The organism is Aquimarina algiphila (assembly GCF_007489275.1).
Classification (GTDB): Bacteria; Bacteroidota; Bacteroidia; order Flavobacteriales; family Flavobacteriaceae; genus Aquimarina; species Aquimarina algiphila.
On the sequence record NZ_VLNR01000056.1, the window covers coordinates 1 to 13,298 of the forward strand.

General features: G+C 37.2%; 22 protein-coding genes. All 22 read left to right on the plus strand.

Features of this window, described 5'->3' with window-relative positions:
- Positions 1-129 precede the first annotated feature (129 nt).
- The 22 genes from FOF46_RS21790 (at position 130) to FOF46_RS21895 (ending at position 12,842) form a co-directional block, all read left to right on the plus strand.
- Positions 130-699 (plus strand): hypothetical protein, encoded by a 570-nt coding sequence (locus FOF46_RS21790; protein WP_143917901.1) that lies wholly within the window; start codon positions 130-132, stop codon positions 697-699.
- A gap of 18 nt (positions 700-717) precedes the next feature.
- Complete coding sequence (locus FOF46_RS21795; RefSeq protein ID WP_143917902.1) at positions 718-1,098, plus strand: hypothetical protein; 381 nt, start codon at positions 718-720, stop codon at positions 1,096-1,098.
- Complete coding sequence (locus FOF46_RS32975) at positions 1,098-1,883, plus strand: DUF2586 family protein (RefSeq protein ID WP_143917903.1); 786 nt, start codon at positions 1,098-1,100, stop codon at positions 1,881-1,883. The genes FOF46_RS21795 and FOF46_RS32975 overlap by 1 nt, the downstream gene beginning before the upstream one ends.
- 14 nt (positions 1,884-1,897) lie before the next feature.
- Positions 1,898-2,344 carry a DUF2586 family protein gene (locus FOF46_RS32980; RefSeq protein ID WP_262713263.1) on the plus strand — a complete coding sequence of 149 codons (447 nt, stop codon included), beginning with the start codon at positions 1,898-1,900 and terminating at the stop codon, positions 2,342-2,344.
- The gene (locus FOF46_RS21810; protein WP_143917905.1) at positions 2,344-2,760 is read left to right on the plus strand and encodes a hypothetical protein; all 417 of its coding nucleotides are present in this window, start codon (positions 2,344-2,346) and stop codon (positions 2,758-2,760) included. The genes FOF46_RS32980 and FOF46_RS21810 overlap by 1 nt, the downstream gene beginning before the upstream one ends.
- Before the next feature lie 9 nt (positions 2,761-2,769).
- Entirely contained in the window at positions 2,770-3,090 is a 321-nt protein-coding gene (locus FOF46_RS21815; protein WP_143917906.1) for a hypothetical protein, read from the plus strand.
- A 223-nt stretch (positions 3,091-3,313) separates the two neighbouring features.
- Positions 3,314-3,895: a DUF6046 domain-containing protein gene (locus tag FOF46_RS21820; RefSeq protein ID WP_143917907.1), complete on the plus strand. Its 582-nt coding sequence runs from the start codon at positions 3,314-3,316 to the stop codon at positions 3,893-3,895.
- Positions 3,896-3,897: 2 nt separating this feature from the next.
- Positions 3,898-4,884, plus strand: coding sequence for a hypothetical protein (locus FOF46_RS21825; protein WP_143917908.1), 987 nt, complete (start codon positions 3,898-3,900; stop codon positions 4,882-4,884).
- Positions 4,881-5,432: an N-acetylmuramoyl-L-alanine amidase gene (locus FOF46_RS21830; RefSeq protein WP_143917909.1), complete on the plus strand. Its 552-nt coding sequence runs from the start codon at positions 4,881-4,883 to the stop codon at positions 5,430-5,432. Before FOF46_RS21825 ends, FOF46_RS21830 begins: the two co-directional genes overlap by 4 nt.
- Positions 5,422-5,778, plus strand: a complete 357-nt coding sequence (locus FOF46_RS21835) for a hypothetical protein (protein WP_143917910.1) — start codon at positions 5,422-5,424, stop codon at positions 5,776-5,778. The genes FOF46_RS21830 and FOF46_RS21835 overlap by 11 nt, the downstream gene beginning before the upstream one ends.
- Positions 5,720-6,097, plus strand: coding sequence for a hypothetical protein (locus FOF46_RS21840; RefSeq protein WP_143917911.1), 378 nt, complete (start codon positions 5,720-5,722; stop codon positions 6,095-6,097). Before FOF46_RS21835 ends, FOF46_RS21840 begins: the two co-directional genes overlap by 59 nt.
- 22 nt (positions 6,098-6,119) lie before the next feature.
- On the plus strand, positions 6,120-6,620 hold the full coding sequence (locus FOF46_RS21845) for a hypothetical protein (protein ID WP_143917912.1): 501 nt from the start codon (positions 6,120-6,122) through the stop codon (positions 6,618-6,620).
- A complete protein-coding gene (locus FOF46_RS21850; protein WP_143917913.1) occupies positions 6,620-6,826 on the plus strand; it encodes a hypothetical protein in 207 nt (68 codons plus the stop codon). The genes FOF46_RS21845 and FOF46_RS21850 overlap by 1 nt, the downstream gene beginning before the upstream one ends.
- Before the next feature lies 1 nt (position 6,827).
- Complete coding sequence (locus FOF46_RS21855) at positions 6,828-7,121, plus strand: oxidase (RefSeq protein ID WP_143917914.1); 294 nt, start codon at positions 6,828-6,830, stop codon at positions 7,119-7,121.
- Positions 7,121-7,432: a hypothetical protein gene (locus FOF46_RS21860; protein ID WP_143917915.1), complete on the plus strand. Its 312-nt coding sequence runs from the start codon at positions 7,121-7,123 to the stop codon at positions 7,430-7,432. The genes FOF46_RS21855 and FOF46_RS21860 overlap by 1 nt, the downstream gene beginning before the upstream one ends.
- Positions 7,432-7,725: a hypothetical protein gene (locus FOF46_RS21865; RefSeq protein ID WP_143917916.1), complete on the plus strand. Its 294-nt coding sequence runs from the start codon at positions 7,432-7,434 to the stop codon at positions 7,723-7,725. Before FOF46_RS21860 ends, FOF46_RS21865 begins: the two co-directional genes overlap by 1 nt.
- On the plus strand, positions 7,722-8,645 hold the full coding sequence (locus FOF46_RS21870; RefSeq protein WP_143917917.1) for a hypothetical protein: 924 nt from the start codon (positions 7,722-7,724) through the stop codon (positions 8,643-8,645). The genes FOF46_RS21865 and FOF46_RS21870 overlap by 4 nt, the downstream gene beginning before the upstream one ends.
- A 30-nt stretch (positions 8,646-8,675) precedes the next feature.
- Positions 8,676-9,491 (plus strand): hypothetical protein, encoded by an 816-nt coding sequence (locus FOF46_RS21875; protein WP_143917918.1) that lies wholly within the window; start codon positions 8,676-8,678, stop codon positions 9,489-9,491.
- Between the two features lie 10 nt (positions 9,492-9,501).
- The gene (locus FOF46_RS21880) at positions 9,502-10,383 is read left to right on the plus strand and encodes a nucleotidyltransferase (RefSeq protein ID WP_143917919.1); all 882 of its coding nucleotides are present in this window, start codon (positions 9,502-9,504) and stop codon (positions 10,381-10,383) included.
- A 76-nt stretch (positions 10,384-10,459) separates the two neighbouring features.
- Positions 10,460-10,873: a hypothetical protein gene (locus FOF46_RS21885; protein ID WP_143917920.1), complete on the plus strand. Its 414-nt coding sequence runs from the start codon at positions 10,460-10,462 to the stop codon at positions 10,871-10,873.
- On the plus strand, positions 10,861-11,766 hold the full coding sequence (locus tag FOF46_RS21890) for a hypothetical protein (protein ID WP_143917921.1): 906 nt from the start codon (positions 10,861-10,863) through the stop codon (positions 11,764-11,766). The genes FOF46_RS21885 and FOF46_RS21890 overlap by 13 nt, the downstream gene beginning before the upstream one ends.
- Positions 11,767-12,017: 251 nt before the next feature.
- Positions 12,018-12,842 (plus strand): DNA adenine methylase, encoded by an 825-nt coding sequence (locus FOF46_RS21895; RefSeq protein ID WP_244299705.1) that lies wholly within the window; start codon positions 12,018-12,020, stop codon positions 12,840-12,842.
- The last annotated feature ends 456 nt before the right edge of the window (positions 12,843-13,298 follow it).

Consider the following 13,298-nt stretch of genomic DNA (forward strand, 5'->3'; position numbering starts at 1 on the left):
GAGAGTCGATGAGAAGAAAAAGAAAAAAATCGTAATTTTAACACTGAAATAAACACGCTTTTGGGAACTGTTTTGCTATGCTCTATTTAAACAGGAATACCCGGGTCAATTTCATAGGAATCTCCAATTATGGTGAGTAAACACAATAAGGCTGTACATGCACTGGGGGCTAATGAGGAAAAACCAACTACTCCAATACTGGTCACAACTGGCGCGGATGATGGTACAGGGAGAAGAAGGTTTGTACTTAAAGATGTTGCAACTCATAAAAAACAATATGATGATCTGAAATTACCATTAATGGGACGTACCCTGGTATTATCCTCTGAGCATTACAATGATTTACTTTTTGAGTGTTTAGATGCAAAAAAAACTACGGATCATTTAAGTTACGATGAAGCAGGGATGTTAAAACAACGCTTGTTTGGTTTTGAGACGTATCTGTATATCGATTGCCCGTATTACACTCTTTCTACCCTTAAAAAGAAAAGTTTTGGGGCTGTTATCGAAGCTGGAGACGTTCAGGGGTCTGTTTCTTATTTCTCTTTAGACATGTTCCGCGCTTCAGGGCTTACCAAAAACTATGCGGATGAGCCTACCACCCAAAACCACGCATGGTTATATAATGCGCGACATAATTATATCGTACTTCCAAAAAAGGAGCGTGCGGTGGGTGCTATTGTATCAGCGGATGTATAACCTTTAAAAACTTCAAAAATGAACCAGAAATTAAAAGCCAGGGCAAAACGGATATTTGAAAGTTCCCCATTTAAATTGGATACACTTTATGTAAACAAACACGGTAATTTTTTCACATCTCATAACCTAGCCCTTAATAGCGTAGAGAACGCTGAAGAAGTGGAAAAAATCACCATAGGAATGGTATTCGACACACAGGATAAAGCTCCGCAAAAACTGATCATAACGGCAGCCGATCAAAGTAAACTTTGTTTTGTTGAGCTTTCCCAGGGAGATGCCCCAAAGGTGGGTGATAAAGCCAAAGTAGGTAAGAAGAATGCGGAAGGTGTTTTTCAGATAAACCCACAGACCTCTTATAAGTTTGAGAAAGGAGCATTAACCCAAATCATTGAGAAATAATGGCAGATTTAGATGGAGTAGATATAAAAAAGGGTAAGATCGGAGCCAATACCATTGCCACTGGCGATGCTATCTCCGGGCTGGTGATTGCCAGCCCGGCTCCGGCAGGGCTCGCTCATGGTAAAGCTACCAAACTCTATAATATGGTAGATGTGAAAAACCTAGGGATTTCACTCGAATTTGATACCGCTAATGGTGTAAATCTATACCGTCATATCAAAGAATTTTACCGTATGGCTGGTGAAGGCAAAGAATTACACCTTATGCTGGTTCCACAGGCAACGACCATGGTGGCCATGTGTGAAGATACCCAGGAGGAATTGGGGAAAAAATTGCTCATTGAGGCTATGGGGAATATCAGGCAAATTGCTATTGCTGTAAACCCAACAGAAGCCACCACGCACCTTAACGGATTACCGGATGATGTGTACAATAGTATTGCTATGGCACAAGGGTTGGCAAAATGGGCGTTTGAGCGGCATATGCCATGCCAGATACTACTGGAAGGTTATGATTATGCCAGTCCGGCCGCTTCAGTTATTGATCTGAGAAAGTTACCCAATTTAAAAGCCCCAAAAGTAAGCCTTGTTATTGGTCAGGACTGGACATATGCCGAGGGGCTTACCGGTAATGCTCAAAAAATGGCAGATGTAGGTACCGCTTTAGGGACATTGTCCAAAGCAAGGATTAACCAAAATATCGGGGAAAACGAAAGTTTTGACTTACCGATGCAACCCGTAAAGCTTGGCTGGTTCCCGGGCTTTCTTCTCACCAGAAAAATGTAGATGTATTTAGTGATCTGCAAACCCTGGAAGATAAAGGATATATTTTTGGGATGACTTATACCGGGCTATCAGGGGTACGTTGGAATAATGACCATACGTGCACAGAGATTATACTGGATGCCGAGGGGAATGTAAATGAGCATACCATCGCATATGGGCGAACCCTGGATAAAGCGATACGCCTGTTACGAACGGCACTGCTCCCTAAGATAAAAACCTCACATCCCGTAGACCCGAAAACCGGAAAACTGCCCGTTGGAGTGATCAAAAACTTTGAAGATATAGGGGACACCGTGCTAGGGGATATGATTTTACGTAAAGAAATAACAGACGGGAAAACCACTGTTGACCCTGATAGCGACTTGGTTGTTGAGAAAAACTTAGGTACAGATTTTACGATAGTGCCCTATGGAAGTGTTGGGGAAATTAAAGGAAGTATTAACCTAAAAACCAATGTATAATGGGGAATGTAATAAAAAACAGTAAGGCATATGATAGTGGTGATGTAGAAGTAACCATTAACGGCACCCCTATTGATATTCTTGAAATCACTTACGACACAGAGCAAGAACACCAGTTAAACCATACGTTAAAAAATAATGCAAGATCATGGAGCCAGGGAAAAATAACCCATACCGCGTCCATACGAATGATGATGCATGATGCTGTAGTCCTGGAAGCTGCCGTGGGAGGTGATCTATTGTCGGCAAGACCATTTAATATCAATGTAACCTATATCAATCTATATAATGTGATTATCAATGACACCATTACCGCCAAATTTATGAAACAAGGCCGGGAAGTAACTGGGGACATGGGACTCAATAAACAGTACGATCTATTTGTATTGGATATCAAATATAACAACCTAATTTAATTAAAAATCATGGCAAAATTAACAAAAGAGCAACGCGAAAATTTTAAAAAAGAATATGGTGAGGATAAACTAAAATGGCTGGAGATTCCTACCGATGACATGAATACTGACTATATGGAGGTATTGGCGTGTATTCCCACAAGAGCGGTGATGTCCCAGTATATGAAGTATATCGATGTAAACCCTAAAAAAGCCCAGGAGATTCTTATTAAACAATGCGTGCTAACGGATAAAGAGACCATTATGGTGGATGACGCTCTTTTTATGACGGCTGTATCCATGCTGGCTGAACTTATCCCGATTAGAGAAGGAAGAATAAAAAAGTTCTAGCGGAGGACTGCTCCGGCCTCCATCATAGTGATTATAAGGATGTGATTATGAAAATTGATGCCTACATCAGTTTTGTACTTCACATCCCATACCCGGAGCAACTAAACGATACCGTATGGGCGGAGAAATGGGCACAAGTCCGTTTTTTGGCTGAAAAAGGAGTATTAGGAGATTTAAAAGAAGGGAAACTAATATGATAGAAAAACAAACTATAGCCATTGATTTGAGCAGTCGGTACCTGGCAGCATTCGGACTTTTGTTTGCAGGGCAATTGCCATCAAGAGCGAGCCTGTCACAAGATGAAAAAGGGTTTGAACTGACCTCATTTGACACTATAGATCCTGATTTTGAAAATATCAAATTTATATATTCAGGCAGCGAGATTAATTTCGCTGCCCTTCCTTTTGTCAGTACTCCTGATGAACCCATAGCAAATATATTGGCACCGCCCCCTATTATTAGTTTTAGTCGTCAGAAAGCGGATATCGAAACCCCTACAAATGAAAACGATAACATTGTAGTGGAACATTGGGGAACCCGTCCATGGGAGATCAGGATGCGAGGGCTTTTAATTGATGTGGAAAACCACCATTACCCGGAGCAAAGGATCAACCAATTGTACCAATTATTCGAATATAATGGGGTTGTGGAAGTATCCGGGACTCAGTTTTTTGACAAGGATATCGCTAGTATATACTTTAAAGGTATCGAGATCACAGGGATTCAGGGGTACCAGGATACGGTACAATATTCCCTGCAAGCCAGAAGTATACGACCTGTGGAATTCACGCTTTTAAACCCGTAGTTATGCAGTATTTGTATTACAATATGAATTGTGAGGTGACTATTGGCAAGGTGGTATTTGACCGGGTCAATAGTATCACCATTATGTCATCCATTAAAAAGCTAGCGGATACCGCAACTATTGTAGTGCCCCGTGCTTTTAACAGGGCTACAATAGCAGGGAAACCAGGTTCATTGGAAAAACGCAATATCACCGAGTATATAAAAGTCGATGACCCGGTATCTATTAAATTAGGATATGACGGTAACCTGGAGGAAGAGTTTTCCGGATATATCACCAAGATTGGTGCGGATATCCCCCTTAAGATTGAGTGCATGGATGAAATGACCCTGCTGAAGAAAAATAATTTTACCAGGACATTTGCTAGTGCAAGCCTTATGGAGTTGTTAAACTATATCGCTCCGGAATACACCCATGAGGTGATCGATGATGTAAACCTTCAGAAGTTTACCATTAATAATAAATCCGGGTTCCAGGTGCTTGAGCTATTACGTAAAAATTACGGCTTGCATAGCTATTTTAAAGATAAGGTATTACATGTAGGTTTTCCGATTTCGTTGATCCCAACACAAAACCACCGTTTTGTTCTGAATAAAAACGTTCGAGCAAAATCGAACAATCTAAAGTTTGTCAAAAAAGAAGATGTAAAACTCTTACTAAAGGCAATTAGTATCAATACCGATGGAGGTCGGATTTTTTCGGAGTTTGGAGATAAGGGTGGTGCACAGCGCACCTTACATTTTTCAAATAAAACCCTGGAGGAATTAAAAAACCTCGCTGAAAAAAATTACAAAAGCCTGAGTTTTGATGGATACCAGGGGAATATCCCAGGTTGGGGAATACCAAGAACCAAGCCCGGTGACGCCATTGAGATTACTGCACCCAAATACAGCGAGCGTGATGGTCGGTATTTAATTGAAGGGGTGACTATTAAATTTAATGGAAGTGACGGCTTTTTAAGAGAAAATAAACTAAGTCTAAAACTATGAAAACAGCAATTATTGTAGGGCATACAAAACGAAAACAAGGAGCAAAATCTCCTTATTTAAGTATACCAACCGAATGGAGGTTTAACAAGCTTGTTGCTGAAAAACTCCAGGACGTAGCTACCGTGTTTTATTACGATAGTTATAATACTGGATATACAGGTATGGTCAAACGAATGGCCAAGCAGATCAACCGTGAAAAATTTGATTTGGTACTGGAGTTACATTTTAATGCTTCGCAATCACCACAGGCAAATGGTTGTGAGGCGCTGTATTATTTTAAGAATGAAAGTGCGAAAGCATTGGCCGGGTATTTCTGTGAATTAATAGAGGAAGAACTGAAGATAAAAAACAGGGGTGCAAAGCCGTTACATGGAAAATCCCAACGAGGATTTGCTGCGGTATATTACCCTGAAGCCACAACGCTGATACTGGAACCATTTTTCGGCTCTAATGCATATGATTGTGTAAGAATGAATAGTCTAAGGGCAATTGATACTTATGTCCAGATAATAAAGAACCTAATTAAAGTATATAGGAATGATCACTAGGATTAACATATTCATAGGGGTAATCTTGGTGCTATTAGTGATCCTGATTATCCAGGGGATACAACAAGGTATTGAGAATCGCCGGAATGAAAAAAAAATAGACGAAATCTACCAGGTACAAATGATCAGCCTGGAACATATCAAAAGAAAAAATCAAGCGGTACTGGATAGTCTGGAGGTTCTTGTCTTGAATAAAAACAAAGAAATCAAATCCCTGGAAGAATCTTTATATCAAAATGTTGAACATATTCATAAAAACAATATCAAATATGAGAAACTCAAAAAAAATGCACTTCATATTACTGATACTGATAGCCTGGCAAACTCACTCACAAAACGTTATTAAAATTGATAGTATTACGTTGTCTTTTCAGGTAGCTAAAAAGATCAACCTGGATTTACTGGACTATGACCGGCTTATCTCTGGAGAAGTAGAACAAAATTTACAAAAATGCCTCTATCTCCAGGAGCAAAAGGATAGCATCATAATGCATATGCAGTCACAACTGGAAACGACCAGGAAACAAATAACACTTTCAAGGCAACAACATCAAATATTAAAAGAGCAATTACAATTCAAAAGTAAACGAAAAAGTAGCGGTTTTGTCTGGGGGTTTGTGGGTTTGGCTTTGGGTGTAACAACTGGGGTACTGATTGTAAATTAAATAGGGTTTAAAAGGTATTTAAATGGGAGCAGTCGAAGAAGTATTTAGCCAGATTATAGAGGCAAAAGGAAAGCAAAATGAAAAAATGATAGTGACTTTGGGAACCGTGACCCAGGTCAGGGAACTGGATTGTGATGTGTCCAGGGAAGAACTCCCGGAACTATTAGGGGTGCGCTATCATTCTATTATAGGGAATATTGACCAGTATATGCGGATCACACCAAAACAAGGAAGCAAAGTACTATGTGCCATTATTGAAAATGATATCAGTGAGGCCGTAATCATAGCTTATAGTGAGATTGATAGCGTACAAATAAAAATACAAGGGGCTGAGTTTGAAGTAAAGCAAGGCAAGTTTACTATTAAAAATGAAGCTGTAAACCTGAAAGATATTATTAGCAATGGATTTGACACCCTTATTAATGCAATTATAACGACTCCATCGGGACCAGGGGATTTTTCACCGGCAGACAAAACTAAGTTTGAAGAGTTAAAAAGTAAAACAACACAATTATTTATCTAATGGCACTAGTAACAGCACTTTTAAAGAAAGATATAAAAGGGATTTTAAATGACCTTAAAAATGATACGGATCAGGAGGCCGCCATTGAAAAGTATGCGGATCAGTTATCCAGGGCAATCGAGACTTATGTGAAATCAGCAACAGTAATTGTGACCGGTACCAGTGTTAGTGGTGGTGCTGTTACCGGAACTGGGCAAATTCAGTAGTATGGCAACACAAAGAAAAGATATCGCCAGGGATGAAAACAACGATATCAAAATCGAAAACGGTGATTTTGTGATCGAGGCTAGTGACCAGCAACATGTACAGGATATATTCAGGGCGCATAAAGGAGAATATAAACAGTGGCCACTGGTTGGTTTTGGAGCTTCCAGATACCTGAAGAAAACTACACTTTCAAAAGCGGAATTTTTACGTGATCTGAAAGTGCAATTAAAATACGATGGGTATGATAACCCTAATATTAACGGAACAATTGAACAATTAACCATCGAAATATAATGAAAGAGTTTTTAACAAACCATATAGAAAGCATTTTGGGTTTCCTCTTTGGAGCTGGAGGCTTATTTAGTGCATGGGCAGAACGAAAAAAACGAAAACAAGAATTGGTACAGGCAGAAATACAAAGCCAGCAACAAGTAGTTGACTTGTATCAGGAAGCCTTAGACGATTTAAAAAAGCGCTATGATGAAAAATTCAGCGAATTGGAAGGTGAAATAAAACAACTCCGTACTAATCTTGATTTATGGAAAGGTAAATACAGAACCTTAAAAAGTGAGTTTGATGCCTACAGAAAAGCACACGAGAATTGATGGAAACGACCATTTTAGAAAGACAAAACGTACTGGATATTACCCTACAGGAGTACGGGAGTATCACCGCGGTCTTTGATTTTGCATTAGGCAATGGATTAGGGATAACCTCAGAACCAGGTATCGGAGAAGATTTTATACTTCCTAAAAGTGAGGAATATGATCCGGATATACTGGGATATTATCAAAATTATAATATAAAACCGGTAACTGGTTCTACCGGGGGTCAGGTCTCTCCCGATGATAAAGGGATAGGTGTAATGATAACAGAACAAACGTTTATAATTGGATGAAAAAGCCACTACATTTAATAAAAACATGGTTTGAAACCGGAGATGTACCCACCCAGCAACAATTTCATGATGCTTGGGATAGTTTTCACCATAAGGATAACGGAGAAGTATTAGTAGGTAAAACTGTAAATGACAAAGGAGATATTACTTTTGTATTTTCAGACAAGGAAGAATTAATTATTGAAAAATTCATTCCTGATGTATCCAAGCCTATCGGATATATTGACGGATTAGTAGAGCAGCTTACGGGTATCCTTGATGCTATTGGTGGGTTACAATTGGGTAAAGTGGATACCATTGACGGTAAAGGATTGTCTGATACTAATTTTAGTCAAGGTGAAAAGGATAAATTGGAAGGTTTACAAAATTATACTCCTCCTACTTCGCAGCCTGTTTCCTTTATAGAAGGGTTACAAATGATTGTTGATGAGCTTACCCAAGATTTGAACCTTAAAGTAAATCAAGTAGATGGTAAAGGGTTGTCTGACACCAATTTTAGTCAAGAGGAAAAGGACAAACTAGCCAATATAAGTCCTGACTTAGCAGTATACAATTTATCAAATACCCCGGCATTTCTAAACTATAGGTATTTCGGTAAAAAAGTATATGGTGTATTGCTTGCTATACCCACTCCTGAGCTTGAGGTTAACTATACCTTTACTCATGCTTTAAATGTAGAAAAATATTTGCGTATAGAACTTTGGGAAGATGGATTGCCGCCAAATAATACAAGGCAAATAGCTAGGCAAGATTTGGCAAAACTCATTGGTGAGAATGCAGGAACTTTTAACCATACAAAAAATGTAATTACCACAACAGGATATAAAATACCAACAAACAAGTTACTCTATATTGAATATACAGAAATACCCCAAGGTGTTGGAACGGATATAATAGGGGTAACACCAATAGGAAGATAAAAGGAAACAAAATAATTAATAGACAATACAATGGCCAAAACAATTGCAGAACAAAAAGAACTTTGGAAAGATGGGTTTGTTCCTAATGAAAATCACTATTCCGATCTTTTTGATACTATAGAAGAAGTATCAGCAGGCACAACAAAAACACGTTTAGAGCAAAATAGACCTATAGAGGAATTTTTTGGATTTGGTGGAGAAGAATTCTTAGACCCGAATAGAATCATTTTATCAAATCCTATGAATCAAAATGATACTATAATAGATGTTTCTATCTCCTATACGACCTATATTCAAGGCGATATAGAAATGTCTGTAGAGAGTATTGACGATCCGGTTAATACTGGTCGTAAAGCATTAAGAATTGTATCTATAAAAGATGGAAGGAGTGACTTTTCCCTTTCCGGCACTTTTGAATTTTTCGGAAATGCTACGGATACTAAAGCTTTTAATTTTGATGGTAGCACCCCGGAAATTCTCATTGATAATATAGACCCGAGATTAGCAGGTGTAGGTATGAGGTTTGTCAATACAAAAGAATCAGATTTAACATGTACCAATGTAGCTACCTCTCAGGAAATAAAAACGTTTGGAACATCCATAGTTTTTGGTAATAGTTTTACCTATTCTGAATATATAAACGAAGGTGATACAACAGTAGTCAGGGAAGGGAAATATACTTCATCCAAACGAAATAGTTATTTAGTTCCAAAAAATAAAATTGGCTTTGATAGCGAAAATAATATCGTATTTGATGCTGATGGGCTTACGTATTTTTTCCTACTACCAGAGGCAGAAAAGCTTGTAAACATAAAAATAGAGTACATGGAAAGTCCAACATCTTAAATAAGTATCAATGGCAAGAACATTAAACGATATACAGCAAAGCATTTTAGATAAAAAAACGCATACCGTGGAGTTAGGGTTGAAGGTGTTAACCATCAATGAGCAAAGTACTTTAACAGACCTGACCAGTACTTCAAAAGTAGCAATATGGAGGTTATGGGTGTATATTGTTGCTTTTGCTATCTGGACTCTGGAAAAGCTTTTTGATATTCATATCATAGAGACTGATAAAAAGATAGCAGAAAACGAAATACATAATTTCCTTTGGTACAAAAAAAAGGCGTTACTTTTTCAATATGGGCATGCTTTGGTATCTCAAACAGATTATTACAATAATTCTGATATAGAAGTATCAGAGATATTGAAAAGTAAAATCATAAAGCATGTAGCCGTTATCCGAAAAATCATAAATGGTCATGGTTTTTTAGAGTTGAAGCTCGCCAAAGAAGAAAATGGGCAATTAGTGCCATTAACAACTCCTGAGATGGAAGCCTTTAAAGCGTATATGTTCTTGGTTGCTGATGCAGGAACGTATATACAATATATTTCTTTGCCTCATGATAGTTTAAAACTGGTTTTAGAAATACAATACGACCCACAAATACTATGGCAAGATGGTACTCGAAAAGATGGTACTGACAATACCCCAGTTATAAACGCTATCAATGAGTTTTTATATACCCTCGAATTTAACGGGGAATTGATACTAACCAAACTTACCGATTACTTGCAAAATGTAGAGGGGGTAAAAATTCCTAAGATACGGGAGACCTATTCTAAATATGGAAATTTTGATTATGAAATTATAGACGAAACCTATATAGCAAGAGCCGGGTATATGCGTTTGGACTTGGATAATACAATAATAAACTACATCCCTCGTGAACTTTGATAAAATATACATAATAGATTACAACAAATTAATTGTTTGGTTGTTACCCACATTTTTAAGAAGGGTTAAGCTCTTCATGTGGTTACAAGTACTGATTACACCGATAAGAGAGCTTTACAATAATTTTTTAAAGTATCGTAAACAGGTAAATTATAAGTTAAGTCATAATTCACAGGTATGCTATTTACAAAAAGTGTTGAACGATGCCTTTGATAACGAATTAAGACGTATTTATATTGAAAATGGGGTGTTTCTGAAAGCTTTATATGTATATACTCCTGAAGAGGAGTTACCTGTTTATATCGGTACAGAATACATATACAGCGATGAAGATTTAATTGGAGGACAGGACGATTTTATAGTAAATGTGCCTATCGATTTAAAACCATCTTCCACTATAGCTTTAGAGGGGATTTTAAGTGATATGAAAGGATTAATTAATGAATATAAACTAGCATCAAAAACATATAGTATAACATGGATAGAGTAGAACTATATAGTGGAGGGTTTCCCGTGACAACCACCACGTTTAATTTTTTACAGGAAGCTTATGGAAAAGCAATAAGTGCATTAACAGCATTAGGAGGTGAAACCTTTATTTTAGAAGGTGTCCAGGTAGTCGGTGATAATATTACCGATGGTACCATTGTATATAATGGTGAATACCTTCCGTTTTCAGGAGGGACGTTCAATGAGACGGTAAGTATATATGAGGATGTACAAGAAGTGGCCTATAACCAGGACAACGATAATGACGGAAATCTAGACCTAAAACGTGCATATATTAAAAGGTATGCTAAATGTGGTACCGATGGCCTGGAGTCATTTAACTTTGATCTTCTAAAAAGTTTCACACCACTTACAGAGTTATCCATGCCAATAGGATCAATAATCATGTGGAGTGGTTCCGTTACTAGTATTCCAAAAGGATGGGCGCTTTGCGATGGTGCAAATGGTACTCCTGACTTAAGAAATAGGTTTATAGTAGGTGCAGGAAGTTCTTATAATGTTGGTGCAAAAGGTGGATCAGACCAAGTAACACTAACCCAAAACCAAATGCCTTCGCATTATCATGATGGAAACACCAGTAGTGGGGGAAATCACAGGCATACAGGATCAACCTACTCAGGAGGTAGTCACAGCCATTCCGTACCAAATGAAAATGGAGTAAATGGAGGATCAGGAGTGCATTTTAGAATAGAAGGTCGTAACAGAGCTAGACAATCAGGAACAGTAGCAGGAAGTCACTCACATACCTTAAATATGAGTTATGCGGGTACTCATAACCATGCTTTTACAACTAACTCAAAAGGTGGTAATGCTGCCCATGAGAACAGACCGCCGTATTATGGATTAGCTTTTATAATGTTTAAAGGATTGTAGCTTACTTAAGGAGGTAGTAAAAAAGTCCTCCAGTTTTAAAAAATATCTCACCACTTTTTAAACCAAGCGCACCAAGCGACTGGAGGACTAAAATCTTCTGGTTCCTTGGTGTGTTTGGTTTGTGGTGAGATGTAACAAAAATAGGGATATTAATTAAAAAAGTAGACAAAAAAATGAATTGATATTAAGTAAAAAAACAGAGGAAAACAAAAGGAATAATAATGGGAAAATGTAAACAAAAAATGACAAAGATGTACACAACGGCACCGTTGCCGTTTCAAGGGCAAAAACGAAATTTTATCAAGCAATTTAAAGAAGAACTTTCAAAACAAAGGGCTCCGGCCTTCTATGTTGATTTGTTCGGGGGTAGCGGCTTGCTGAGTAGGACTGCTAAGGATATACATCCTGAAGCAACAGTAGTTTATAATGATTACGACAATTTTAGAGAGCGATTACAGGCAATACCCAAAACAAATGAACTTTTGGCTGACATACGGGTATTAGTTGAAGGGATAGCTAATAAATCAAGGATTGATAATGATATTAAAACACAGATTATCGATCGTATTGCACAAGAGAAGGGGTATATAGATTATATTACCATTTCCTCAAATGTGCTATTCAGTCAGAACTATGCGAATAGTATTGAAGCTTTAAAAAAGGAAAGTTTCTATAATAGAGTGCGTAAGTCAGATATTACCCTAGCAGATGATTATCTGGATGGATTAGAAATAGTAAGCATAGATTACAAACAATTATTTGAAACTTATAAAAACCATGAACATGTCGTGTTTTTGGTTGATCCTCCTTATTTATCTACAGACTGTACAACATATAAAAACTATTGGAGATTAAAAGATTACTTGGATGTTTTAAAAGTGCTTATAGAGCAAAAGTATTTTTACTTCACTTCAAATAAAAGCAGTATTGTAGAGCTTTGTGAGTGGATTGAAACCAATACAGGAGGTGTAAATCCATTTTATGAAGCAACCATTGTAGAACGTAAGACGAATATCAATCATCAATCAAGTTATACCGATATGATGCTCTTTAAATGGACTACCACGACAACATGATTTAAATAGTGTTTATATGGTATTTAAAAACCACTCTATATGAGTGGTTTTTTTATCAAAATAATCTATCAAAAAAGTTGCGTGCATTAACGATTTTTTTTGCACTTTTGGTTTTGCCGATTATATATTAATATCACCTATCAAGGAAATAAAAAATATGAACCTACCTATCTAAAAGCTACTGTGTATAGAAATTGGGGGAGAATCAATCAAACTCAGGAAATAAAGGTATTCAAACTTCAAAGAAAAGAATATAAGATGGGGTTGTTAAAATTTAATTCAAAACTCTCTACTGCAGGATATTAATCAATAATACTTTCTTCAATCATTAGATTCTAGTATATATTCTTAATAAAATCATAAAAATTATAAATAAAAATTTTTATGACACAATGTGGCAAAATATTTGATGCATTAAAACTAATAGGTTTTTTGCTAATTATCTAATTATGTGCG

Bases quoted from the DNA above. Each gene is read 5' to 3' on its own strand.
- FOF46_RS21845 (WP_143917912.1), top strand. From the start codon at position 6,120: ATGGGAGCAGTCGAAGAAGTATTTAGCCAGATTATAGAGGCAAAAGGA.
- FOF46_RS32975 (WP_143917903.1), top strand. From the start codon at position 1,098: ATGGCAGATTTAGATGGAGTAGATATAAAAAAGGGTAAGATCGGAGCC.
- FOF46_RS21885 (WP_143917920.1), top strand. From the start codon at position 10,460: ATGTGGTTACAAGTACTGATTACACCGATAAGAGAGCTTTACAATAAT.
- FOF46_RS21875 (WP_143917918.1), top strand. From the start codon at position 8,676: ATGGCCAAAACAATTGCAGAACAAAAAGAACTTTGGAAAGATGGGTTT.
- FOF46_RS21870 (WP_143917917.1), top strand. From the start codon at position 7,722: ATGAAAAAGCCACTACATTTAATAAAAACATGGTTTGAAACCGGAGAT.
- FOF46_RS21840 (WP_143917911.1), top strand. From the start codon at position 5,720: ATGCACTTCATATTACTGATACTGATAGCCTGGCAAACTCACTCACAA.
- FOF46_RS21860 (WP_143917915.1), top strand. From the start codon at position 7,121: ATGAAAGAGTTTTTAACAAACCATATAGAAAGCATTTTGGGTTTCCTC.
- FOF46_RS21790 (WP_143917901.1), top strand. From the start codon at position 130: ATGGTGAGTAAACACAATAAGGCTGTACATGCACTGGGGGCTAATGAG.
- FOF46_RS21890 (WP_143917921.1), top strand. From the start codon at position 10,861: ATGGATAGAGTAGAACTATATAGTGGAGGGTTTCCCGTGACAACCACC.
- FOF46_RS21835 (WP_143917910.1), top strand. From the start codon at position 5,422: ATGATCACTAGGATTAACATATTCATAGGGGTAATCTTGGTGCTATTA.
- FOF46_RS21850 (WP_143917913.1), top strand. From the start codon at position 6,620: ATGGCACTAGTAACAGCACTTTTAAAGAAAGATATAAAAGGGATTTTA.
- FOF46_RS21855 (WP_143917914.1), top strand. From the start codon at position 6,828: ATGGCAACACAAAGAAAAGATATCGCCAGGGATGAAAACAACGATATC.
- FOF46_RS21825 (WP_143917908.1), top strand. From the start codon at position 3,898: ATGCAGTATTTGTATTACAATATGAATTGTGAGGTGACTATTGGCAAG.
- FOF46_RS21810 (WP_143917905.1), top strand. From the start codon at position 2,344: ATGGGGAATGTAATAAAAAACAGTAAGGCATATGATAGTGGTGATGTA.
- FOF46_RS21795 (WP_143917902.1), top strand. From the start codon at position 718: ATGAACCAGAAATTAAAAGCCAGGGCAAAACGGATATTTGAAAGTTCC.
- FOF46_RS21895 (WP_244299705.1), top strand. From the start codon at position 12,018: ATGTACACAACGGCACCGTTGCCGTTTCAAGGGCAAAAACGAAATTTT.
- FOF46_RS21880 (WP_143917919.1), top strand. From the start codon at position 9,502: ATGGCAAGAACATTAAACGATATACAGCAAAGCATTTTAGATAAAAAA.
- FOF46_RS21830 (WP_143917909.1), top strand. From the start codon at position 4,881: ATGAAAACAGCAATTATTGTAGGGCATACAAAACGAAAACAAGGAGCA.
- FOF46_RS21865 (WP_143917916.1), top strand. From the start codon at position 7,432: ATGGAAACGACCATTTTAGAAAGACAAAACGTACTGGATATTACCCTA.
- FOF46_RS21815 (WP_143917906.1), top strand. From the start codon at position 2,770: ATGGCAAAATTAACAAAAGAGCAACGCGAAAATTTTAAAAAAGAATAT.